This window comes from Pseudoduganella ginsengisoli (assembly GCF_009720865.1).
Taxonomy (GTDB): domain Bacteria; phylum Pseudomonadota; class Gammaproteobacteria; order Burkholderiales; family Burkholderiaceae_D; genus Rugamonas; species Rugamonas ginsengisoli.
Genome location: NZ_WNLA01000010.1, coordinates 56447 through 78710, shown reverse-complemented (window position 1 = coordinate 78710; position 22264 = coordinate 56447). Strand labels below are relative to the sequence as shown.

The window sequence follows — 22264 nt, the reverse complement described above, 5'->3', positions numbered from 1 at the left end:
GCTTTAGTCCTTCGCCACGCGCAGCAATTCAGCGCGCGTCGTGATGCCGGCTTTCAGCCAGCGCTCGCCATCTTCGCGCATGGTCACCATGCCATCGGCTTGGGCCGCAGCCTTGATCTCGGCTTCCGACGCCTGGTTATGGATTTGCGCATTGATTTGCGGCGTGGTCTGCAACAGTTCGTAAATACCGACACGGCCGTGGAAGCCCGTATGGCCGCAGGCGTCGCAGCCCACCGCATGCCACTCGCCCTGTTCATCGACGCGCTTGCATTCGACGCACAGCTTGCGCACGAGGCGCTGCGCCAGGACGCCCAGCAAGGACGACGACAGCAGGAATGGTTCAATGCCCATATCCAGCAAACGCGTGACGGCGGCGGCAGCATCGTTGGTGTGCAGCGTGGCCAGCACCAGGTGGCCCGTCAGCGATGCCTGCACGGCAATCTGCGCGGTTTCCAGGTCGCGGATCTCACCGATCATGATGACGTCCGGGTCTTGCCGCAAAATCGCGCGCAAGGCTTTGGCAAACGTCATGTCGATCTTCGCATTGACCTGGGTCTGGCCCACGCCATGCAAGTCATATTCGACCGGGTCTTCCACCGTCATGATGTTGGTGGTCGAGGCGTTCAGCATCGACAGCGCAGCGTACAAGGTGGTGGTTTTACCGGAACCGGTCGGCCCCGTGACCAGCACGATGCCGTGCGGCTGGTTAATCAGCTTGTCGAATTGCGGCAGCATGTCGCTGCTCATGCCCAGGTGGTTCAAGTCCAGGCGGCCCGCTTCCTTGTCCAGCAAACGCAGCACGGCCCGTTCGCCATGGCCTGTCGGCAAAGTCGAGACACGGACGTCGACTGGTTTGCCGCCCACGCGCAACGTGATGCGGCCATCCTGCGGCAAGCGTTTTTCCGCAATGTCCAGCTGCGCCATGATCTTGATACGGGAAATCAGCGAACCGTGAATGGCCTTGCGGGGCCGCACGATATCGCGCAGCGCGCCGTCCACGCGGAAGCGCACGACGGACGTCTGCTCGAACGGTTCGATGTGGATGTCCGATGCGCTTTCGCGCAGCGCTTGCGTCAGCAGCGCATTGATCATGCGGATCACGGGCGCATCGTCGGACGACTCCAGCAAATCTTCAATGGCCGGCACATCCTGCAGCAGTTTGGTCAAATCCAGGTCGGCATCGAATTCATCGGCCACCTGCGACGCGTCGTTGCCGCCGCCCGCATAGGCTGCGGCAATGGCTTCTTCCAGGTCCGCGCGGCCCATGTGCTTCAAGTTCACGCGGCCGAAGCGGCGCGACACTTCGGCAATCGCCGCCGGCGTGGTGGCGCCGGACACGAACACATCGACTGCGGCGCCATCAGATTGTTTGGCCAGCACCGCGTAATCGCGGGCAAAGGCGTAAGGCAGCAGGTTGCTCATTGCTTGGACTTGTCAGCAGGGGCTGGGACGGCAGGCGCCGTCAACGGATTCGCCAGCTGGCCGTCGCCAGGCGCCGGCCGGCCATTGTTCAATTGCGGCAGCATCGGCTGGCCCAGGTCTTTCAACAGCACCGTGTCATCCGGCTTCACGGCTTGCTGGGTGGTGCGCATGTAATCGTAGCGGTCTGCCGCCAGTTCGCTGCTCTGTTCGCGGGTGCGCATCACCACCGGACGCAGGAACACCATCAGGTTGGTTTTCTTGCGCGCGCGGCGCTGGTACTTGAACAGGTTGCCCAGGATAGGAATGTCGGCCAGGCCGCGCACTTTATCGGCGCTGTCGCCCGCGTCGTCGGAAATCAAGCCGCCCAGTACGATCACCTGGCCGTCGTCGGCGATCACGTTGGTTTCAATTACGCGGTTTTTCAGCACGATGCCGGAAGCGGAGACGATGGAATCGTCGATGCTGGAACTCTCGTTATAAATTGCCAGCTTGACGGTGCCGCCTTCGGAAATCTGCGGACGCACCTTCAGCGTCAGGCCAACGTCCTTGCGGTCGATGGTCTGGAATGGATTCGAATTGGTGCCGGACGTCGTCGTGAACTGGCCCGTCAGGATCGGCACGTTCTGGCCCACGCGGATGGTGGCCACTTCATTGTCCAGCGTAACGAGGTTCGGCGTCGACAGGATATTGGTGCCGCCATCCGTTTCCAGCGCATGCGCGACAGCGCCCAGGCCCAGCGCGCCGCTGGCCAGCTGCTTGAACACGCCGATGGTCAAGCCATTGCCGATCGCCGGTTTGCCCGACTTCGCGCCAGTATAAAGGGCAGCCAGGTTGTTGGAACCGTTGCTGAGCGACTGGATGCCGCCGACGCGGTACGTACTGTTGTCGTTGCCGGTTGCGCCCATCCACTGCACGCCGAATTCAGACGCCTTGTCGGACGCCACTTCGACGATCAGCGATTCCAGGTACACCTGCGCGCGGCGCACGTCGAGCTGGTCGATCACGGCGCGCAAATTGCGGTACACGGATTCCGGCGCCGTGATGATCAGGGTATTGGTAGATGCATCGGCCTGGATAAAGCCGCCCGAGCCGCCTGCGTTCAATTGCTGGCTGCTGCTGCCCGCGTTCAGCAGCGGGTTGGTGGAGCCGGTGCCGGCCGCGCCCGTGCTGCTGTTCATGCCCCCCTGCTGGCCGCCGGCCAGGCTGCCGCCGCTCTGGCCCTGGCCCAGGCCCGCGTTCGAACCGGAACCGCCCAATGCGGCGCCCGTGATCGAGCTGTCGCCCGATACGACGGAACGCAAGGTTTGCGCCAGTTTGGTCGCTTCCGCGTTTTTCAGGTACACCACGTGCACATTGCCCAGCTGCTGCGTCGGCTGGTCGAGTTTTGCGATCAGCGACTTCGCCAGGTTGGCGCGCGCTGCCGATGGTGCGCGCAGCACCAGCGAATTGGTGCGGGGATCGGCCAGCACGGACACGCGGCCGGAATCGCCGCCGCCGCCAGCGCCCGGTTCCATCAATTTATTCATCATCGTCGCCAGGTCGCTGGCAATCGCGTAGCGCACGGGGATCACGTCCAGGTCCACGTGCGACGGCGCATCCAGCGCGGCCACGATCTTGCCCAGGCGTTTCAAATTGTCCGCGTAATCCGTCACCACCAGCGTGTTGTTGCCCGGATTGGCGTTGATGGTGTTATTCGGCGTAATCAGCGGGCGCAACACCGTCACGAGGTTGGCTGCCGATTCGTAATTCAGCTGGAATACTTGCGTGGCGATCTGGTCGCCTTTCAGCGCGGTGCCGCCCACTTGCGTCGGCGTGGCCTGCAGCTTGGCTTCGGCTTCCGGCACGACTTTCGCGTAGCCGTCGCCGCTGACAATGGCAAAACCTTGCAGGCGCAGCGCGGACGTCAGCAGCGCAAACGCCTGGGTCTTGGTCAGCGGGCCTTCCGACACGAGGGTCAGCTGGCCTTTGACGCGCGGGTCGATCAGGAACGTGATGTTGGTGTAATGGCCGACCGCCTTGATGACGGCTTCGATGTCGGCGCCGACAAAATTGAGCACGGTGTCATCACCGGCCGCCGCCCACGCCGGAGGTTGACTGGTCACCATCGCGCAGCACAGTAATGCAGCTGCACCGATACGGCGCAATTGGAAATTCGGTTTGTTCACAGACTGTTTTTTCATTATCTGAACTCTAAAGCGATGATGTTTTTGCCGTCACTGGTAGGACGGCGCTGGCCCAGCAAATTCAACAGATTGCCCAGCGACTGCTCGTAGCCGTCGGCGGCCTGGGCTTGCCCGGAAAACTGCAGGCGGCCGTTATTCAGGCTGCCTTTCCCGCTCAACAGCAGCGGGCCCTTCATGGATTTCAAATCAAGCTGCGCCTGCTGGCCACGCCAGTCCAGCGCCAGCTGGTAACTGCCCAGCGGCTTGATGGGCGACAGCCTCGATGACATGTCCGTCATGTCCAGCGTCGTGCGGCCATTGATGGCGACCATGTTGCCCGCATTATTCCCCTCAGCCACCAGCTCCAGCGCGCTCCACGACAGCCGCATGATGCCCGACGGCGCCAGCGTATTCAGTGGCGCCCCCAGCCCCGCCAGGCCATCGGCCGGCAGCAGCAGCGCGGACGGGCTCAATTGCCACTGGCGCCACGAGCCACGGAAGTTCACCGGCTGCGCCAGCGCTTCCGGGTTCCCCAGCTCCAGGTCAACCATGCCAAACACCACCAGCGGCGACAGCTTCCACGTAAAACGCCCCGGCAGCAGCGGCGTCACGGCGCCATTGCTGCTGGCCGCTCCGCCGATAAAGGCGGAACCGCGCCACAGCGTACCTTGCGCATCGCCCAAGGTCAAACGGCCGCCAGTCTGTTTTTCCACCAGCCCCGCCATCCACGTGGCGGGAAAGAACAGCAAGACCGTCAACAGCGCCCCAAGCGTTGCTGCCAGCAGCCATAACCCAAAACGTTTCACTGCGCCGCCCCCGCGGAGCGCTGCTGCAAAGTGAAGAAGGCGTCGACCATGCCCGGCGTCGATGTGGCCGTGATATTCGCATCCTGCACGCTGATCGCATCGGTGCGCCGCACTGTATCGAGCCACGTGGCGACGGCGGCAAATGGCACGCCTTTCAATTCCAGTTTCACGAACGTGCCGGTAATGGCCAGCGATTGCGCTTTCAAGCCATTGGCAGCCAGGCTGGCGTTCAAGTTGTCGCTGCTCAGCGGATTAGGCTGGATCGGCGTACGCGCCTTATATTCCATCGCCGTGCGGCCCATTGCCGTCAACTCGGCTGCCTGTTGCCGCTGCAGCGGCAAATCCTTGCGCAGCTTCGCGCGGCCTTCCAGTGCCGGATCAATCAGCACGCCATAGAACAGCCCCAGGCCGGCCACGATACCGCCAATGGTCAGCATGCGGCGTTCCTGTTCGGTACGCTCTTGCCAGAATGCTTGCGCGGACGCCTGCAGCTTCTGCATTTTTGCAGTGAATTCGCTCAAGATTTACCTCCAGCTATGCGAATTTGCCAAACCCCGCCTTCTCCTTCCGACAGCGCCAGGCCGCGCTGCGACAGCGCGCCTTTGACCTGGTCGCGCACGCCGGCATCGACCGTGTTGGGTTTGAGTTTGACGGTCAGCATGCGTTCCTTGTACGCCAGGCCGGCTACCACGTCACGCCTGCCCGTCGCGGCCAATCCTTCACCCAATGCGGCGGCCAGCGCAGTGAATTCGTCCGGCGCCAGTTCCCCGCTATTGGCTTTGGCGTTCGCGATATTCCTGCGCATTTGCGCGACCGGATCGAGCATGGCTTCCTGCGGATACGCAGCGCGGAACGTTTGCTCCATGCCTTTGCGGATATCCGCGTATTCGCGCTTCATGCGCAGCCATTCAATGTTCAGGCCCGCGACATTGACAATCACCGCCAAAATCGCCAGCGCGGCAGGCCAGCGCCAGCGCCGCAGCGCGCGCGCCTGCGTGCCGGTGGCCATGCCCGCCGCCAGGTCTGGTCCCGCCGTGCGGGCAGCCGCCACCCAATGCGTCCAGTTGTCATGCTCAACGGAGACGCCCACCATATTGCTGGCCACCGGCTGGTATTGCGGCGCCAGCGCGGCAGGCAGGTACACGGTCAGCGGCGCTTCGCCAGCCAGCGCGCGCAGCGTGTGCAGCGCCGCTTCCGGCTCCGGCGCCACCGTCAAGCCCAGGCCCGCGTGATGGCCCGTGCGCAGCGTCAATTCCAGGCCCGCATCATCGAGTGCAATGGCGGCCGATGCGCCGCCCGGCTGCAGTGGCAGGCACAATTGCGCTGGCACGGCGGAGACGGCATGCGCGCCCTGCGCCACCAGCGCCTTGACCAGCACTTCGAGCCAGGCGCGCTGCACGACAGCCACCGTGCGTTCGCCTTCGCTTTCGTCCGGGCCCAGCGGCGCCAGCGCCAAAATGCAATCGGCAGGGTCGCCCAGCAACTGGTCTTCCACCAGCGCCGGCAAGGCGGCTTTCAGGCGCGCAGCGGACAGCGGCGGTGTTTTCACACGCAGCAGGGTGACGTCTGCAGCGGCCAGCAACAGCACCACGCGGCGCGCGGACGCGACCAGTTCCGCCATGTTGCCCAGCGCGGACACGCCCTGCTGCATCACATTGCCGCTGTCGCCCAGCAGCGCGAAATGGCATTGCTGGATGGCGCCGCTGTCGGCCGCGGCCCGGGCAGGATACCGGATGTATAGCGTCGTCAAAGCATCTCTCTTTCGTTCGTACTTATTAGTTTTCCCTGATCCACACCACATTGGCGGTCTTGCCGCGCTGGATCAGCGCTTCCGCATCCAGCGCCGCCCTGCCCAGGCGGATATGGCTCTCCACCAGGAAAAAGTCGCTCCTGACGTCATAGTCGACTTTCACGCTGTGGCTGCCGATGTAGCTTTTAAAGCCGTTCTGGTCTAAAAACGGCGTGCGTTTGCGATACTGCACCAGGTTCGCCGCTTCCGACACGGAAAAATTGTCCATCATGGCCGCCAGCAATTCCGGCGGTGCCATGTTGACGTTGATTTTTGTATCTTGCTGCTGCGGCGGCAGCACAATCACAAATGGCCGCAGCTTTTCCACCGCATCCGGCGAAAAACCGGCGACCGCCAGCAAGTCTTCCACACGCTGCGGCGGCAGCGGTTCGCGGCCATCCATCGGCAAGGCGGTCGACTGCTGCTTGGGCCCACTACTGCCGCCCTGCGGCACTTCGATTTTCGGCGCCTGGCTGCGCGCCACTTCTTCCGCCACGCCCTTGGCCAGCGTACTGTTCAAGCGCAAGCCTTCCAGCAAGCGCTGGAACACCTTCAGCTGATCGGCGTTGATGTCGCGGTTCCTGGCCAAATTGCCAAGATTATAACGCGACTGTGCATCCTGAATCCGCCCGGACAGCGTGGCGTCGTACTTTTCATTGTCATTGCGCTCGCGCTCCACGTAATCGTCGAGCCGCGTTTCCGCCAGCGCTGTCGCCCACACGCTGGTCTCCGCCGTGATCCGGCTATCGTTGGCATCCTGCTGCAAAATCAGCCGCGCCCAGTCCAGCGCGCCCCGCAAGATCCACCGCGTCTGCAAGTGCAAGCGCTGGTTTTCAATCGAGCGTACCTGCACTTGCTGTTGCCAGAACAGGCTGGCCACGATGGTGACGGCCAAGGTCGTCAACAGCAGCGCCGTGACAATCGCCACGCCGCGCTGGCGCGCACGGGATTTCACTGTCTTGCGGCGCGCCGTCATAGCGCCCCCACCATGAAGTATTTGACGAGGTTTTGCGGCGCGGCCTGTTCCTGCCCCGGCACCACGTTGCCTTGCAGCTGCAGCGTCCATTCAAGCCCGGTAAACCCCGTGTTTTGCAGCGGCGCCGGCGGATTGGCGCCGGCCACGCCAACGGCAGGGGCAGTACTTGTGGCGGCATTGGCGTTGCCCGGCACGGGCGCCGGCTGCCAGCCGCCCGCATCCCAAATGCGCGACGTCATTTTCGCCACGCCGCTTTGCAGCGCCACGGCTGGCGCAGGGCCCGTATCCGACAGCGCCGCCTGCCACAGCGTGTCGAGCTGGCGCAAGTCGCGCGTAGCGACAGATTCCTTGCGGATCAACACGCCGTCACGGATGCGGTACGACACCGCTTGCACGCGCGTCGGTTCGCCTTCCGCCAGCACGTTGCGCACAAAGACCATGCTGGTGTCGTCGGCCACCAGGCGCGTGCGGTCGCCGATCTGCACCTTGTCCGACAATTGTTCGAGGTCGTTTTGCAGTTGCGCGAACGCCAGCTGTGCGCCGCGGGTCTGGTCCATTTGCGCCGTCAGCGCCTGGCGCGAACGGATAATGCCATCCAGGCCGCGCCAGCTCATCACGGCGATAAATGCGAGGATCGTGATCGCGACCAGCAATTCCACCAGCGTAAAACCATTTTGCCTGGACCGCATCATCACTCCTGCAGCACCAGCTGGACCAGTTTAATAATCAGCCGGTCCGGCTGCTTCTGGTCGCGTACACTGACTTCCACGCGGCGCAGGCGCGGGTTCGGGGTGGCGATCACGTCTTCCGTGCACACCAGGGCCAGGTCGCCTTGCGGGCAATCGAAATTACTCTTGCCCAGCGGCGGGAAGCGCTTGGCCAGCCGGACTTCCACCAGCCGGTTTTCCGCCGACCACGTGGCCATCATGGTGGCGCGCAAGCCATCGCTGTTTTGCGTCAGGCTGCCGATGGCGCGCAGCGATGCGCCCAGCGCGGTGCCGACGATCATCAGCGCCACCAGCACTTCCAGCAAGGTGAAACCTGATGATAGGGATCGTTGCAGGCGCCGCATCGCTTACTCCACCGTGAAATGGCCGATGCCATCAGCGAGAATGGCGACAGAAACGTCGCCGCTGACCATGGTCAGCTTGAAGGGACGGTCGACCGGTTCACGGCCGAACACGATGCGCAGCTTGTCGCTTGGCACAGTCGATGCAGGATCGAGCAGCAGCGACACCGGGCTGCTTTTAAAAGGACGCTCGCGCAGCATGTCGTCCTGCGTTACCGGTTCCCACGCGCGCACGTCGTTGCGGACCAGGAAGCGGTATGCATCGGCATCGGCTTCAAATGCGACGGGGCAGTTGCGCACAATGGCTTCATCACGGGCCAGTTGCAGCAGCATGGCTATACGCTGTGCTTCCTGCTGCATAGCCTGGCGCCGGCTGGGCGCCATGTTGACGGAGACCACCCCCAGCAAAATGCCGAGGATGACCAGCACGACCAGCAGCTCGATCAGCGTGAAGCCGCGCTGGCGGCCGGCGGCAAACATGGCGGCCCGCGGCGGATTAGTTATCCCAGTTGCCGATGTCGGCGTCGTCGCCCGTGCCGCCGGCCTGGCCGTCAGCGCCAAACGAGAACACGTCGATTTCACCGCGCACACCTGGCGACAGGTACTGGTATGGGTTGCCCCACGGGTCTTTCGGCATTTTCTCCAGGTAGCCGCCGGCTTTCCAGCCATTGGCCGCCGGACCGGTGGCCGGCTTTTCCATCAGCGCCTTCAAGCCCTGTTCCGTGGTGGGATAGCGCTGGTTATCCAGCTTGTACAGCTTGAGCGACTGCACGATGTTGGCAATGTCGACCTTGGCGGCCGCCACTTTGGCTTCACCGGTACGGTTCAGCAGTTTCGGTACCACCAGCGCAGCCAGCACGCCCATGATGACGACCACCACCATGATTTCAATCAGGGTGAAACCGCGTGCGCGGCGTTGGGAAATCACTTTCTGCATGAAAACCTGTCCAAATAGCTAATTTAACAATAGGGTCCTGAAGTATAAGCGTTAAGCGCCCGTCAGCATAGCTGCATCGCAGCAGATGCGCCATGGTCTGTAACATACGGGAATTGATCAGTCGCGCTCGCGGGCCGACAAGCCTACGCGCTGCAACACCCCATCGTTACTGCCGGCGATATTCGACGACACCGGTTCAAGTTTCTTAACCTGTGGCGCGGCAGATACAAATGGCTTCACGCCCAGCGCCTGGTCCACTTCATGCGGATAGACCAGGACGCCGCGCGTAATCACGGCCGCCACGTTGCGGATATCGCCGATGTTTTTGGTCGGGTCGCCATCGACCAGCACCAGGTCCGCCAGTTTGCCCGGCGTGATGCTGCCGCGTTCGTGGGCGGTGCGGGTGTACAGCGCGCCATTGCGGGTCGCCACCTGGATCGCCTGCGACGGCGTCAGGCCCGCCTGCACCAGCAATTCCAGCTCCGCCTGCAAGGTGAAGCCCACCAGTTCATCGGTGCCGGCCACGATCGGCACGCCGGCTTTGTACAGGCGGCCCACGAATTCCACCATCTTCTTGTACGATTTTTCGTAACGCTGCAAGGTGGCGGCATCATCGATCTTCATCGTGCCGACGTGGAAGCCACGCTGCACGTCCGGCGGCATGTGGCCGGCGATCGGCGCGAACGGCGTATTGATGTCGCCATCCTTTTGCTTCAGGAAGGCAAACGTGGCCAGGGTCGGGTCGATGACAGTCTTTTGTTTCGCCAGGCGGGCAATGAAATCCTTGACCGGCTTGGAATCAAAATCCAGGCCCGCGGTTTTATCCGCCGGCAAAATGAAGCGTTCCAGCGTGCGGGTTTCCGTTTTCGGCGTGGCCAGGAAATTCAGCATCACCTGGTTGATGTGCTGGATTTCATCGTAGCCCGCATCCAGCGCTTCAAACGCGCGCAGGCCGGCCGGAATGTGGCCCGACACGCGCAAGCCGCGCAAGTGCGCGTACGCGACCGTCTCCTTGAGGATCTCTTTCGGGAACGAGTTGTAAATCTTCAGTTGCGGGTAGCCGTGCTGCGCATACCAGTCGATGGCATTTTTCGCTTGCGGCAGGGTTTTCACGACAAAGCCGCCGTTTGACGAATACGGGCTTTCCCCTTCCAGGAAGCCCGCCGGCACCAGTTGCGGCGACAGCAGCTTGCCCGCTGCCGTTTCATCCATGATCAATTGCAGCTGGGCGTTGTCGTTGCCCATATCGCGCACGGTAGTGACGCCGGCCGCGATATTCAGGCCGCCTTCCCAGCGGCCCACGTGGCCGTGCATGTCGAACAGGCCGGGCAGCAGCACGCGGCCCGCCGCATCGATTTCATTGACGGCCCCACGCACGGGCGAACCGGCCGGCACCACGGCAGTGATGCGGCCGCGCAGCACGTAGACGTCGGACGGCGCAGTCAGCACGGCTTTGTCGCTGTCGAACACGCGCGCATTTTTTACGACAGTCAAACCGTTCAGCGGATGCTGTAACGTGGCGGCCAGTTCGGCCAGCATCTTTTGTTCCGCGTCTTTTTGCAATGCCGCCAGCGCCTTGTCATTGCCTTCCCAGCCCTCTTCCACCGCGATGAACGCACCCGGCGCGATCACGGCAAACAGGCGCGCCGGCTTGCCATTGGCGCCCGTCGTGGCCCACAGGAATTGCGGCGACAGGCCCAGGCCCGTTTGCGCCAGCAATTGCACGGTCTGTTTTTCCGTTCCCCTGGTGACGACGGCTTCCGCCAGCTTGCGGTGCGACAGCATACCCGATGGCAGCAGCGCCAGCTTGTTGTCCGGCGTGGCGGCCAGTGCCGCGATGGCGGCCGATGCCGTCTCGAAGGAACTGTTCAGCGGCACGTACATGGCCGGACCGCTGACAGCCTGCTCGCCTTTTTCCGTCGTGGATTTCCATACGGCCTTGCCGTTGGCCGCTTCAAACGTTTCATCGACGACGGCGCCAAACGTGGAGTTGCCTTTGACGGCATAGCTGGCCATCGTGCCGTCAGCGGCGTAGCGGATTTTTTCCGTCAATTCCGGGCCGCGGCCATTGTCCTTGTAGATGAAACGCACATTGGTATTGCCGTCATCGGCACGCTCGACCACCTGTTCGCCCACTTGCTTGCCGTTTTCGGAAATGATGACGTAGCGGGTGGTAGTGGCAGCGTGCGCGGAAAAAGCCGTGGCGATGGCCAGCGCCATGACGGTGGTAATGCGTTTCATCAGGTTGTGTCTCCGGGTTTTTTTTAATTTCAATCCGCGCTTGTGGCGCAGACCGGGCATGAGTCATTACGGGATATGGCAATGCTGGTCCATTCCATGCGCAAGCCATCGAGCAGCAGCAGGCGGCCAGCCAGCGTTTCGCCAATGCCCATCAACACTTTCAAGGCTTCGGCAGCCTGCATGGCGCCGACCACACCCACCAGCGGCGCAAATACGCCCATGGTGGAACAGGCCACGTCTTCAAATTGCTGGTCTTGCGGGAACAGGCAGGAATAGCAGGGCTGGCCGCCGCTGCGCGGATCAAATACGCTGACCTGGCCGTCGAACCGGATCACGGCGCCCGACACCAGCGGCTTTTTATGGGCCACGCAAGCGCGGTTGACGGCATGGCGGGTGGCGAAATTATCGGTGCAGTCCAGCACCACATCGGCCTGGCTGACCAGTTCAGACAGGCGCGCATCGCCGGCCCGCTCCACCAGCGCGTCAATCACAATGGTGGGGTTGATGGCGGCCATCGTGGCTTTCGCGGATTGGGCTTTGGGCTGGCCGACGCGGTCCATGTCGTGCGCGATCTGGCGCTGCAAATTCGTCAGATCAACCGTGTCATTGTCGACCAGCGTGATGTGGCCGACGCCGGCTGACGCGAGGAACATGGCGGCCGGCGAACCAAGGCCGCCCGCGCCGATGATCAGCGCGCGCGCATCGAGCAGTGTTTGCTGGCCTTCGATACCGATTTCATCAAGCAGGATATGGCGCGAGTAGCGCAACAGCTGGGAGTCATCCATTGAATCTTATTTCTTCGACTTCTCAGGCTTGCCGGCAGCAGGCTTATCGTTGACTTTATCCATCTTGTCGGATTTGGCGGGCGCTTCGAAATCGCGCACCACTTCCGTCTTCGACAGTTTGACGGGCAAGCCCTTGAAATGATTAATCGCCTGCGCCAGCTGGAAGTCATCCTTGCTGCCAAATTCGACGGGCTTCTGGTTTTTCGCCAGCGCAGCCAGGCGCAGTTCTTCTTCCAGTTCATCGACCTTGGCCGACGGCGCTTCGTCGCCATCCTTGTTGTGCAGATGGTGCGCCAGGTCGGCTTCGCGCAGGCGCAGGCCATTCAAGCCTTCGCCATCGGCGGTTTCATCGACCAGCATGTCCGGGACGATGCCGCGCGCCTGGATCGAGCGGCCCTGCGGCGTGTAATAGCGGGCCGTCGTGAGTTTGACGGCGGTGTCGGCAGTCAGCTGGCGCAGGGTTTGCACCGAGCCTTTGCCAAAGGTTTGCGAGCCCATGATGATGGCGCGCTTGTGGTCTTGCAGGGCGCCGGCCACGATTTCCGACGCGGACGCGGAACCGGAATTGACCAGCACCACCATCGGTACTGTCTTCAGCGCGGCCGGCAATTTTGCCAGCGGATCGCCATGGCTGCGGCTCGAATAAAACTCGGGGCGGCCGTAATACGTCATTTTCGAATCCGGCAACTGGCCATTGGTGGAGACCACGACGGAATCTTTCGGCAAGAAGGCAGCCGACACGCCAATGGCGCCCGGCACCACGCCGCCCGGGTCGTTGCGCAAGTCCAGCACCAGTCCCTTGATGCCCGGATTCGATGCATACAGCGCCGTCAGCTTGCGCGCCATGTCGTCGACAGTGGGTTCCTGGAATTGTGCAATGCGCAGCCACGCATAGCCTGGCTCCACCATCTTGGCTTTCACGCTTTGTACGCGGATTTCTTCGCGCACGATGGGCACGATGACGGGCTTGTCTTCGCCCTTGCGCGACAGCGTCAGCACAATCTTGGAGTGCGGTTCGCCGCGCATTTTCTTGATCGCATCATCGAGCGACAAGCCGCGGATCGGCTCATTGTCCAGGCGGGTAATCAGGTCGCCGGCCTTGATGCCGGCTTTAAAGGCGGGCGAATCTTCAATCGGCGACACGACTTTGACGTAGCCGTCTTCCATGCCCACTTCGATCCCGATGCCGACAAACTTGCCCAGCATGGTTTCGCGCATTTCGCGGAAGGCTTTTTTATCGAGGTAGACCGAATGGGGATCGAGCGACGCCACCATGCCGGAAATCGCATCGGTCACGAGTTTTTTGTCGTCGACGTCTTCCACGTAATCCGTCTTGATCAAGCCAAACACGTCAGACAGCTGGCGCAATTCTTCCAGCGGCAGCGGCGTGCCCATGGGTTTTTGCGCGATGGCGGAAAATTGCATGGAAGCGGCAATGCCAGCCACCATACCCAGGCCGACCAGGCCGAAACTCTTGATTTTATTGCCCATGATGCGCCTGCGTCTCTCTATGGCGGGCTGGTAGCCCGCATTTATTATCCCTGCCGGTAGTGCCGCCGGGATTCCTTTAAAACTTTACCCAGGAAGCCGGATCGAACTCTTTACCCCGATGCCGGAGCTCAAAGTATAAACCCGATTCCTCGTTGCCACCGGTATTTCCGGCAGCGGCAATCACGTCGCCGCTTTTAACGGCATCGCCTTCACGCCGCAGCAGCGACTGGTTATTGCCGTAAATACTCCAGTACTGGCCGCCGTGATCGACAATGATCAAGTTGCCGTAGCCCCGCAGCCACTGGGCAAACACGACGCGGCCGGCAGCAATCGCATGGATTTGCGTACCCTCGGCGGTACGGATAAACATGCCTTTCCAGCTTGGCCCATCGCCGCGCTTGGCGCCGAAACGGGCGCCGATCTTGCCCGCCACCGGCGGACGCAACTGGCCTTTCAGCGCGGCAAACGCGCCTTCCGCCGCAGCCGGCGCCAGCGCCACGTCGGCGGCACGCGCCGGACGGGCAGGCGGTTCATCGTTCGGCACTTCGCGCACGGCGATCGGTTCGCGCATGGCAACGGTGGCGGCCGGCTCTTTGGCAGGTTCCCTGGCTGGTTCTTTGGCCGGGACTTTGGCCGGCTCTTTGACGGGTTCCTTGGCCGGCTCGGCGGCAGGCACGGACGCCACGCGCGTATCCGGCGCCGGTTTGACCGGCGTAGCAGTGGGCGCCGCAGGAACCGGTGGCGCCGATGCAAGCGGCGTCGACGCGCCCGGCTTGCCTTGCTTCGCCAACCGTTCTTTCTCGGCTTGCTGCGCTTTCGCGCGCAATTGCGCCAGCTGGCGCGCTTTCGCCTCCGCTTCCGCCTTGGCCTTGGCGCGCGCTTCCGCTTCCGCCTTGGCTTTGGCCGCGGCCAGCGCTTCCAGGCGGCGCTTTTCCGCAGCGGCCGCCCGGGCTTGTTCTTCAATTAACTTGTTCAGGCTGTCAACCAGCGCGCCCATGCGCTGTTCATCTTGCGCCAGCTTGCCCGCTTCCTTGCGCTGCGACACGAGACGCTGAGACAGGCTCGCCAGCACGGCGGCGCGCTTGGCTTTTTCCTGCTCCAGCACGGATTTCTGGTGCCGTTCTTCCTGCGCAATTTCTTCCAGCTCATTGCGTGCATTTTCCGCTTCGGCCTGGTTGCTTTCCACGGCTTTCAAGTTCGCGCGCAGCGATTCCAGCAGCCGCGCCTGCGCCTGGGACACATAGGCCATCATTTGCAGGTCGCGGTTGATGCGGTTCGGGTTATCCCCGGACAGCAATAATTTGATGCGGTCTTCATTGCCCGCCACGTAATGCTCGCGCAGCAACTTGGCCAGCTGCTGCTTTTGCTGGTTGACGGTCGCTTGCAGGCGCGTGTGTTCCGCCGCCAGTTCCGTCAAGCGGGCATTGGTTTGCGCCTGTTCATCGGCCAGCTCCCGCAGCGTGCGGTTGGCTTTGGAAATGGCTTCTTCGGATTCGGCCAAGGTATCGGCCGCATCTTCCCGCGCGCTTTCCGTCTTGCCGATGTCGCGTTTCAGGGCGTTGAGCTTTTGCTGCAATTCCGCGCGTTCCGCTTCGGCGGCAGCTTTTTGCTTGCTGCGCTCGGTTGGTTTCGCCACGGCGGCATGCGCCGCCCCGGCAGCCATCAGGGAAGACAGCAGCAGCGGCAACAGGAAAGGCAACCGCCGCACAGCGGTGCGGCGGACAATCGAAGACAACGACATCAAAACTTACTTGGCCTTACCCTGGTTGGCAACAGCAGCCTGGGCTGCAGCGATGGCTGCCGGATCGCCCAGGTAGTAGTGGCGGATCGGCTTCAGGTCGGCATCCAGTTCATACACCAGCGGCTGGCCGTTCGGAATGTTCAAGCCAACGATATCGCTGTCGCTGATGCCGTCCAGCATCTTGATCAGCGCGCGCAGGCTGTTGCCGTGGGCGGAAATAATGATTTTCTTGCCGGCACGGATGGCCGGTGCAATTTCTTCATCCCAGGCCGGCATCACGCGGGCGACGGTGTCTTTCAGGCATTCGGTCAGCGGAATCGACGCTTTCGGCAGGCCGGCGTAGCGCGGATCGTTGAACGACGTACGGTCATCATTTTCAGCCAGCGGCGGCGGCGGGGTGTCATAGCTGCGGCGCCATACCAATACCTGTTCATCGCCATATTTGGCAGCGGTTTCCGCCTTGTCCAGCCCTTGCAGGCCGCCATAGTGGCGTTCGTTCAGGCGCCAGTCATGCTTGATCGGCAGGTACATCATGTCCATTTCGTCCAGGGTCAGCCACAGCGTGCGGATCGCGCGCTTCAGCACGGACGTGTAGGCCAGGTCGAAAGTGTATCCCTCTTCTTTCAGGACTTTACCGGCGGCTTTGGCTTCTGCGACGCCTTTTTCCGTCAGATCAACATCGGTCCAGCCAGTGAAGCGGTTTTCGAGGTTCCAGGTGGATTCGCCGTGGCGCATGAAAACAATTTTGTACATAGCTCTGTCTATCAAGTGTGAAAAAAAGCTGCTGAAGTGGTGTTCAAGCTTCTATTTTATAATGCGCGGATATCCTTAAACCATTGGAACACCGTGAAATTCCTCATCGACCAAATCTTTCTCATCGGCATCGCCGTCCTTTCCGGCGGCGCCTTGCTGTGGCCAGTGCTCACGCAACGGGGTAAAAAAGCGTCTCCGCAAGAAGTCACGCTATTGATAAACCGGACCAAAGCCGCCATTGTGGATATCAGGGATGCAGCCGCTTATGCGAACGGCCACCTGCCCGAGGCGAAACATATTCCGGCAGGCGAACTGGCCAACCGCACGGGTGAGCTGGATAAGTTTAAAAACCGCACGATTGTCGTCGTTTGCCAGCAAGGTGCGCGCGCATTTGGTGCTGCCAAGACCCTGGAAAAGGCGGGATACGAAAACGTGGTCGTCCTTGAAGGCGGCCAAGCCGCCTGGGAAACCGCCGGGTTGCCATTGGCAAAGTAAAGGAGTTGCTATGACTGCTCATGTCACGATGTACAGCACTGCCGTGTGCCCTTATTGCGTGCGCGCCGAGCGCCTGCTGGTCGCCAAAGGCGTCAATGACATTGAAAAAATCCGCGTCGACCTCGACCCGGAACAGCGCGTGCTGATGATGCAAAAGACGGGCCGCCGCACCGTGCCGCAAATCTATATCGGCGACACCCACGTCGGCGGTTTCGATGATTTGTACGCGCTGGACCAGGCCGGCGGCCTGGACCCCTTGTTAAAAGGCTGACCCGCCCCATATTGGTTTTGCTACAATTGCCAGCGCATTTGGGCGGCTGCTACCCGCGGCCGCTGCAACGCATGACATCGTGAGCGGCCAAGCCGCTCTTTTCCACTCTACGAAAGCGTTCCATGTCTGAAGAAATCAAGCAACCAGTATTCCAAATCCAACGCGTCTACCTGAAAGACATGTCGCTGGAACAGCCTAACTCGCCAGCAATCTTCCTGGAACAGGAAGCGCCGGCCATCGAAGTTGCCCTGGATGTAGGCGCTGAGCCGCTGGCAGACGGCATCTTCGAATCGACTGTGACCATTACCGTGACCGCCAAGGTCAAAGATAAAGTGGCTTTCCTGGTGGAAGGCAAGCAAGCCGGTATCTTCGAAGCACGCAACATCCCTGCTGAACAGCTGGATCCACTGCTGGGCATCGGTTGCCCGAACATCGTTTACCCATACCTGCGCGCCAATATCGCTGACCTGATCACCCGCGCCGGCTTCCCACCAGTACACCTGGCGGAAATCAACTTTGAAGTGTTCTACCAGCAGCGCCTGGCCGCTCTGGCTGAACAGCAAGCCGCAACCGCCGCAGCCGCTGCGCCGGAAGCAAATGGTGCAGCGCACTAATTGCATTTAAAGTAAGATAGCAGTACCCCATCAAAGGCCGGCAACGGCCTTTGAGCGTTTCTTATATCAGCCTTTGAGATGACCATGAGCCGTACCACCACTGTTTCCCATTTGATTGCCGGCGCCGCCCTGTTATTGGCCGCCAGCGCCAGCCATGCGCTGGACTTCAAATCGGTGGGCGCGGCCCCGGCCATCCTGTACGACGCCCCGTCGACCAAAGGCAGCAAATTGTTCGTGGCGCCACGCGGCATGCCGGTCGAAATCGTGCTCAGCTACGGCGACTGGGTCAAAGTGCGCGATGCGGGCGGCGACCTGGCGTGGGCCGAAGCCCGTGCCCTGAGCCCGAAACGCACGGTCGTGGTGAAAACCGCGTCCGCCAAGGTGCGCACCGCGGCCGATGACAATTCCCCACTGGCCTTTACTGCCGATAAAGGCGTACTGTTGGATCTGGTGGAAGTCGCCGCAGGCGGCTGGATCAAAGTGCGCCACCGCGACGGCGCCACTGGTTTTGTAAAAAGCAGCGACATCTGGGGCAATTGACGCATGCAAGACAAGAAAAAAACCCGTGTCGGCGTATTAGGCGCCGGCGCCTGGGGCACGGCTGTTGCAATCGCGCTGGCCCATCGCCATGATGTAATGTTGTGGGGTCGCAACACTGTAGCCATGCAGGAAATGGCCACGGCGCGCGACAACCTCGCCTACCTGCCGGGCCATCCATTCCCGCCGAATCTCACGGTCGCCACGGATTTCGACGCCGCCGTCGCACATGCAGGCGAAGACGGCTTGCTGGTTGCCGCGTCGCCCGTGGCCGGCCTGCGCCCCCTGCTGCACCAGTTGAAAGGCCGCGCCATTCCCAACATCGTGTGGCTGTGCAAAGGTTTCGAATATGAAACCGGCTTGCTGCCGCACCAGATCGTGCAAGAAGTACTGGGCGACACCGTTCCGGGCGGCGCTTTATCCGGCCCATCGTTTGCGCAAGAGGTGGCAAGAGGCTTGCCATGCGCGCTGGCGATCGCGTCCAGCTCGGAAAACCTGCGTAATAAAGTTGTTTCTATCGTGCACGGCGGCAATATTCGAGTGTATTCGACGCCGGACTTGGCCGGTGTCGAGGTCGGTGGCGCCGTGAAAAACGTGCTGGCCATCGCGACCGGCGTGGCTGATGGCCTTGGTCTGGGCCTCAATGCCCGCGCCGCGCTGATCACCCGTGGCTTGGCGGAAATTACGCGCTTGGGCCTGGCGCTGGGCGGCCAAGCGGAAACCTTCATGGGTTTGACGGGCATGGGCGACTTGATCCTCACGTGCACGGGTGATTTATCGCGCAACCGCAAAGTCGGCCTGGGCCTGGCGCAGGGTAAATCGCTGGATACCGTCGTCAGTGAACTGGGCCACGTGGCAGAAGGCGTTCCCTGCGCCAAAGCCGTGCGCGACCTGGCTGCGCGCCTTGGCGTCGACATGCCGATCACCAATGCGGTCGCCGGCGTCTTGTTTGACGGTGACCAGCCGCAAGCACTGGTGGCCCGTTTGCTGGCCCGCGACCCGCGCGGCGAAGCCGCTGCCAAGTAATTCCTGCCCTCATACTGGCACTCAATTACTTACCATTAAAATAATTGAGTTGACTAGCGTCAATACCAAAAGTACCATACGCAGTTCACGATCTTACAAAGATTGCAATTTCATTACGGGTAGGACTGCACACATGGCGAAATGGTTTGAAGTAACGGCCGGCGTAACGGCGCTGCTGGCGCTGAGCGCTTGCGGCGGCAATATGAACAGCGGCAGCGCAGAAACCAGCGCGCGCAAAGTCGAAGGCGCCCCATCCTTTACGCCAGAAGTGCTGGTGGACGAAAACCGTCTGGCTGCCGGCGTGGAACACACGGCTGGCCTGGGCGCCGATGGCAAAGTCTATGCATGGGGCCGCAACGATGCAGGCCAGGTAGCGCTGACGCCAGTGCTGGTTGGCGGCTTGAGCGGCGTCAAAGCCAATTTCAGCGACGTTAAAGCCATCAAGGCTGGCGGCTATACGAGCCTGGCATTGAAACAAGATGGCACCGTGTGGACAGTTTCGTCGCGCGGCGTACAAATGGTTTACGGTTTGAGCAACGTCAAAGCCATTGCAGCCGGCCAGGGCCACATGCTGGCGCTGACGACCGATGGCAGTGTCTGGGGCTGGGGCCGCGGCGGCGCCTCCTCCCTTTCGCCCGCCATCGTGCAGGGCTTGAGCAATGTGAAATCCATTGCCGCCGGCCAGGATTACAGCGTGGCGCTGGCTGCCGACGGCAAAGTGTGGACGTGGGGCGTCAACCTGTTCGGCCAACTGGGCAATGGCACGGCGGCAGGCCGCTCGGCCGGTCCGGCAGCCGTGGCGGGCATCACCAACGCAACGTCCATCGCAGCCGGCATGTCGCACGTGCTGGTGCTCAAGCAGGATGGCACGGTATGGGGCTGGGGTAACAACAGCTATGGCCAGCTGGGCGGCACGACGCACGCGTATTACACCCCGATCGCCATTAAAGGCTTGCCTGCGCCGGCTGCCGGCACGAACGGCGTGCGTTCGGTGTCCGCCGGCGCGTACAACTCCGGTATCGTCAACTACAACGGCTCCGTCTGGACTTGGGGTAACAATACCTTCGGCCAGCTGGGCGACGGCACCACGGCAGTCTCGTTCGCACCGAAGAAAGTCAACGCAATCAGCGACGCGGTTGCGATGGCGATCGGCGCCGGCCACATCGCTGTCTTGCGCAGCGATGGCGCCGTGTATTCGTTCGGCCGCAATACGGCTGGCCAGCTGGGCACCAACACCACCGTTGGCAGCAACTTGCCAGTGCAAGCGGCGGGCGTGGGCGGCATCGGCAACCTGAACCTGGGCAAGTCGGCTAACCGCTAAGCCGGTATGCCGGTGTTTCACCATGCAAACACCGGCAGCACCTGCTGTTTCCATGCCGGCCGCACGTGGCGGCGACCGCTGGGCGTGCGGCATGCTGGTCTTGATGGCCAGCCTGCCATTCCTGCAGCCCTGGCATGAGCTGCCACTGACATCTTTCTATGCCGAGTGGCTGGCCGCGGTCTGCGGCTTGCTCGGCATGCTGTTCCTGCTGCCGCGTCCGGCGGCGTCTCCACTGCTCATCCCAGGCATCACCGCCGCGCCGCTGGCGCTGATGGCGCTCGCGCTGCTGCAAGTGGCGGCGGACCAATTCGCGTATGGCGCCAGCGGCGTATTGCTGGCGCTGTATTTGCTGTGGGCTGCCGCCCTGGCGGTAACCGGGCGGACATTGGCGGCCGCCATGGGCACGGCGCCGTTGCTGGTCCGCCTCGCGTGGGCATTGGCGGCGGGCGGCATGGTCAGCGCGCTGTTTGGCTTATTGCAATATGTGGGCTGGTGGCCTGCATTTGGCGGCTTGATCAGCACACCGCAGCCGGTGGCTGATTACGGTGTGTTCGGCAACCTGTCACAGCAAAACCATTTCGCCACGTATGAAGCGCTGGCGCTGGCTGCCTGTGCCTACCTGGCGCTGGCGGACCGGCTGGCGCTGCGCTGGGCCATCGCAGCCGCCATGGTACTGCTGGCGGCGCTGGCGCTGTCCGGTTCGCGCAGCATGCTGCTTTACCTGGCATGGATGCTGGCCGCCGCCTTCCTGCTGTTGCCGCTCACGGGCCGCCTGCTGCATTTGCGCCGCTGGCTGCTGATGGCCGTGCTGGTGATGCTGGTTGCCGTCACGGTGCTGGCAACCGTTGCCCGCATCTCGCCGACGGCGCTGGGCCCGCAATTGACGCGGCTCGTATCGCCGCAAGATGGCGCTTTTGGTCCCCGCATGTTTTATTGGTCGCATGCACTGCGCATGTTCATCGCGCATCCGTGGCTGGGCGTGGGCTTCGATGGCTTTGCACTGCAACTGGAAGCGCAGCTGACGGCGCCCGCCCCCTTTGCCGTCGACCAGTATGCGCACAATTTGCCGCTGCAATTGATGGCGGCAGCCGGCCTGCCCGGCTTAGTGGCGCTGGCCGTGCCCGTGCTGTTGCTGGTAGTCCGGCTGTACCGCCAGCCGCGCACCATGGAACGCCTGTTTGTCTGCGGCGCACTGGGCATCCTGCTGATCCACTCGATGCTGGAACAGCCACTGTATTACGCGTATTTCCTTGGCCTGGCTGCGCTGTTTGCCGGAATTGCCGATCCTTCCGGCCGCCCGCTGCGCGCCAATACCGTGGCAACGCTGGCCTTAGTGGCCATGCTGGTGGTGGCCATCAAGACCGCGCGCGACCATGGCGCCATCCGCGAACAATTTGAAGGGGGCGAAGCGGCTGCGGACGTGGCGCTGCGCACCCGCACCTTGCACCATCTGCGCAGCTTTTCACTGCTGGCGCCGCTCAGCGAGTTGATTGGGCCGGAAGTGTTTGTGCCAGGCGATGCCCCCGCCGCGGCGCGGCGTGCGTTAAATGAACGCGTGCTGCGCTTTGCCCCTACCGATGAAGTGGCATTCCGCCATGCCGCGCTACTGGCCGAGGAAGGCCGCATGAAGGATGCCCAGGCGCAGTTGCAGCGCGCCGCTTTGGCTTATCCGTTGTCTGCGCCCGATTTCGTGGCCCGCATCGATGCGCTGGCGGCGGTACAACCCGCCGTCTATGGCGCACTGGCCGCGTACGGCCACCAGTTAGTACGCCCGCAATGACAACAGGCCGGCGCCCATGGGCAACCGGCCTGTCTGGTCACGCTAGCC

General features: G+C 62.2%; 22 protein-coding genes. 7 read left to right on the top strand and 15 right to left on the bottom strand.

The genetic code is table 11. The features are described from left to right. Positions 1-3: 3 nt before the first annotated feature. The 15 genes from gspE to gpmA form a co-directional block, all read right to left on the bottom strand. Positions 4-1422 (bottom strand): type II secretion system ATPase GspE, encoded by a 1419-nt coding sequence (gspE, locus tag GM668_RS15745; RefSeq protein WP_155439915.1) that lies wholly within the window; start codon positions 1420-1422, stop codon positions 4-6. Further along, positions 1419-3602: a type II secretion system secretin GspD gene (gspD, locus tag GM668_RS15740; protein ID WP_155439914.1), complete on the bottom strand. Its 2184-nt coding sequence runs from the start codon at positions 3600-3602 to the stop codon at positions 1419-1421. The genes gspE and gspD overlap by 4 nt, the downstream gene beginning before the upstream one ends. Further along, the gene (gspN, locus tag GM668_RS15735) at positions 3602-4390 is read right to left on the bottom strand and encodes a type II secretion system protein N (protein WP_371868709.1); all 789 of its coding nucleotides are present in this window, start codon (positions 4388-4390) and stop codon (positions 3602-3604) included. Before gspN ends, gspD begins: the two co-directional genes overlap by 1 nt. Further along, on the bottom strand, positions 4387-4911 hold the full coding sequence (locus GM668_RS15730; RefSeq protein ID WP_155439913.1) for a type II secretion system protein M: 525 nt from the start codon (positions 4909-4911) through the stop codon (positions 4387-4389). Before GM668_RS15730 ends, gspN begins: the two co-directional genes overlap by 4 nt. Then, positions 4908-6140 (bottom strand): type II secretion system protein GspL, encoded by a 1233-nt coding sequence (gene gspL, locus GM668_RS15725; RefSeq protein WP_155439912.1) that lies wholly within the window; start codon positions 6138-6140, stop codon positions 4908-4910. Before gspL ends, GM668_RS15730 begins: the two co-directional genes overlap by 4 nt. 25 nt (positions 6141-6165) lie before the next feature. Beyond that, positions 6166-7155, bottom strand: coding sequence for a type II secretion system minor pseudopilin GspK (gene gspK / locus GM668_RS15720; RefSeq protein WP_155439911.1), 990 nt, complete (start codon positions 7153-7155; stop codon positions 6166-6168). Next, positions 7152-7847, bottom strand: a complete 696-nt coding sequence (locus GM668_RS15715; RefSeq protein WP_155439910.1) for a PulJ/GspJ family protein — start codon at positions 7845-7847, stop codon at positions 7152-7154. Before GM668_RS15715 ends, gspK begins: the two co-directional genes overlap by 4 nt. Then, positions 7847-8227 (bottom strand): type II secretion system minor pseudopilin GspI, encoded by a 381-nt coding sequence (gene gspI, locus GM668_RS15710; RefSeq protein ID WP_155439909.1) that lies wholly within the window; start codon positions 8225-8227, stop codon positions 7847-7849. Before gspI ends, GM668_RS15715 begins: the two co-directional genes overlap by 1 nt. A 3-nt stretch (positions 8228-8230) precedes the next feature. After that, on the bottom strand, positions 8231-8704 hold the full coding sequence (gspH, locus tag GM668_RS15705) for a type II secretion system minor pseudopilin GspH (RefSeq protein WP_155439908.1): 474 nt from the start codon (positions 8702-8704) through the stop codon (positions 8231-8233). A 16-nt stretch (positions 8705-8720) separates the two neighbouring features. Beyond that, the gene (gene gspG / locus GM668_RS15700; protein WP_155439907.1) at positions 8721-9161 is read right to left on the bottom strand and encodes a type II secretion system major pseudopilin GspG; all 441 of its coding nucleotides are present in this window, start codon (positions 9159-9161) and stop codon (positions 8721-8723) included. Positions 9162-9278: 117 nt separating this feature from the next. Further along, positions 9279-11402, bottom strand: coding sequence for an amidohydrolase family protein (locus GM668_RS15695; RefSeq protein ID WP_155439906.1), 2124 nt, complete (start codon positions 11400-11402; stop codon positions 9279-9281). Positions 11403-11431: 29 nt separating this feature from the next. Beyond that, a complete protein-coding gene (locus tag GM668_RS15690; RefSeq protein WP_155439905.1) occupies positions 11432-12187 on the bottom strand; it encodes a HesA/MoeB/ThiF family protein in 756 nt (251 codons plus the stop codon). Between the two features lie 6 nt (positions 12188-12193). Next, the gene (locus tag GM668_RS15685) at positions 12194-13678 is read right to left on the bottom strand and encodes a S41 family peptidase (protein WP_155439904.1); all 1485 of its coding nucleotides are present in this window, start codon (positions 13676-13678) and stop codon (positions 12194-12196) included. Between the two features lie 76 nt (positions 13679-13754). Beyond that, positions 13755-15341 (bottom strand): murein hydrolase activator EnvC family protein, encoded by a 1587-nt coding sequence (locus GM668_RS15680; RefSeq protein WP_155440013.1) that lies wholly within the window; start codon positions 15339-15341, stop codon positions 13755-13757. 84 nt (positions 15342-15425) lie between these two features. Beyond that, positions 15426-16172, bottom strand: a complete 747-nt coding sequence (gpmA, locus tag GM668_RS15675; protein ID WP_155439903.1) for a 2,3-diphosphoglycerate-dependent phosphoglycerate mutase — start codon at positions 16170-16172, stop codon at positions 15426-15428. Between the two features lie 93 nt (positions 16173-16265). Between gpmA and GM668_RS15670 the strand changes: the two genes are divergently transcribed. From GM668_RS15670 to GM668_RS15640, 7 genes are all read left to right on the top strand, one after another. Then, entirely contained in the window at positions 16266-16667 is a 402-nt protein-coding gene (locus GM668_RS15670; RefSeq protein WP_170305662.1) for a rhodanese-like domain-containing protein, read from the top strand. A 10-nt stretch (positions 16668-16677) separates the two neighbouring features. Further along, complete coding sequence (gene grxC, locus GM668_RS15665) at positions 16678-16938, top strand: glutaredoxin 3 (RefSeq protein ID WP_155439902.1); 261 nt, start codon at positions 16678-16680, stop codon at positions 16936-16938. Between the two features lie 122 nt (positions 16939-17060). After that, complete coding sequence (gene secB / locus GM668_RS15660; protein ID WP_154380544.1) at positions 17061-17552, top strand: protein-export chaperone SecB; 492 nt, start codon at positions 17061-17063, stop codon at positions 17550-17552. 78 nt (positions 17553-17630) lie between these two features. Further along, complete coding sequence (locus tag GM668_RS15655; RefSeq protein WP_371868708.1) at positions 17631-18092, top strand: SH3 domain-containing protein; 462 nt, start codon at positions 17631-17633, stop codon at positions 18090-18092. 3 nt (positions 18093-18095) lie between these two features. Beyond that, the gene (locus tag GM668_RS15650) at positions 18096-19115 is read left to right on the top strand and encodes an NAD(P)H-dependent glycerol-3-phosphate dehydrogenase (RefSeq protein ID WP_155439900.1); all 1020 of its coding nucleotides are present in this window, start codon (positions 18096-18098) and stop codon (positions 19113-19115) included. A gap of 133 nt (positions 19116-19248) precedes the next feature. Next, the gene (locus tag GM668_RS15645) at positions 19249-20436 is read left to right on the top strand and encodes an RCC1 domain-containing protein (protein ID WP_170305661.1); all 1188 of its coding nucleotides are present in this window, start codon (positions 19249-19251) and stop codon (positions 20434-20436) included. Positions 20437-20458: 22 nt separating this feature from the next. After that, positions 20459-22216 (top strand): PglL family O-oligosaccharyltransferase, encoded by a 1758-nt coding sequence (locus GM668_RS15640; protein WP_155439898.1) that lies wholly within the window; start codon positions 20459-20461, stop codon positions 22214-22216. The last annotated feature ends 48 nt before the right edge of the window (positions 22217-22264 follow it).

Bases quoted from the DNA above. Each gene is read 5' to 3' on its own strand.
- gspH (WP_155439908.1), bottom strand. From the start codon at position 8,704: ATGTTTGCCGCCGGCCGCCAGCGCGGCTTCACGCTGATCGAGCTGCTG.
- GM668_RS15695 (WP_155439906.1), bottom strand. From the start codon at position 11,402: ATGAAACGCATTACCACCGTCATGGCGCTGGCCATCGCCACGGCTTTT.
- gpmA (WP_155439903.1), bottom strand. From the start codon at position 16,172: ATGTACAAAATTGTTTTCATGCGCCACGGCGAATCCACCTGGAACCTC.
- GM668_RS15640 (WP_155439898.1), top strand. From the start codon at position 20,459: ATGCAAACACCGGCAGCACCTGCTGTTTCCATGCCGGCCGCACGTGGC.
- GM668_RS15685 (WP_155439904.1), bottom strand. From the start codon at position 13,678: ATGGGCAATAAAATCAAGAGTTTCGGCCTGGTCGGCCTGGGTATGGTG.
- gspK (WP_155439911.1), bottom strand. From the start codon at position 7,155: ATGACGGCGCGCCGCAAGACAGTGAAATCCCGTGCGCGCCAGCGCGGC.
- gspI (WP_155439909.1), bottom strand. From the start codon at position 8,227: ATGCGGCGCCTGCAACGATCCCTATCATCAGGTTTCACCTTGCTGGAA.
- GM668_RS15715 (WP_155439910.1), bottom strand. From the start codon at position 7,847: ATGATGCGGTCCAGGCAAAATGGTTTTACGCTGGTGGAATTGCTGGTC.
- gspE (WP_155439915.1), bottom strand. From the start codon at position 1,422: ATGAGCAACCTGCTGCCTTACGCCTTTGCCCGCGATTACGCGGTGCTG.
- grxC (WP_155439902.1), top strand. From the start codon at position 16,678: ATGACTGCTCATGTCACGATGTACAGCACTGCCGTGTGCCCTTATTGC.
- gspD (WP_155439914.1), bottom strand. From the start codon at position 3,602: ATGAAAAAACAGTCTGTGAACAAACCGAATTTCCAATTGCGCCGTATC.
- GM668_RS15655 (WP_371868708.1), top strand. From the start codon at position 17,631: ATGACCATGAGCCGTACCACCACTGTTTCCCATTTGATTGCCGGCGCC.
- GM668_RS15645 (WP_170305661.1), top strand. From the start codon at position 19,249: ATGGCGAAATGGTTTGAAGTAACGGCCGGCGTAACGGCGCTGCTGGCG.
- gspG (WP_155439907.1), bottom strand. From the start codon at position 9,161: ATGCAGAAAGTGATTTCCCAACGCCGCGCACGCGGTTTCACCCTGATT.
- secB (WP_154380544.1), top strand. From the start codon at position 17,061: ATGTCTGAAGAAATCAAGCAACCAGTATTCCAAATCCAACGCGTCTAC.
- GM668_RS15650 (WP_155439900.1), top strand. From the start codon at position 18,096: ATGCAAGACAAGAAAAAAACCCGTGTCGGCGTATTAGGCGCCGGCGCC.
- GM668_RS15680 (WP_155440013.1), bottom strand. From the start codon at position 15,341: ATGGCTGCCGGGGCGGCGCATGCCGCCGTGGCGAAACCAACCGAGCGC.
- GM668_RS15690 (WP_155439905.1), bottom strand. From the start codon at position 12,187: ATGGATGACTCCCAGCTGTTGCGCTACTCGCGCCATATCCTGCTTGAT.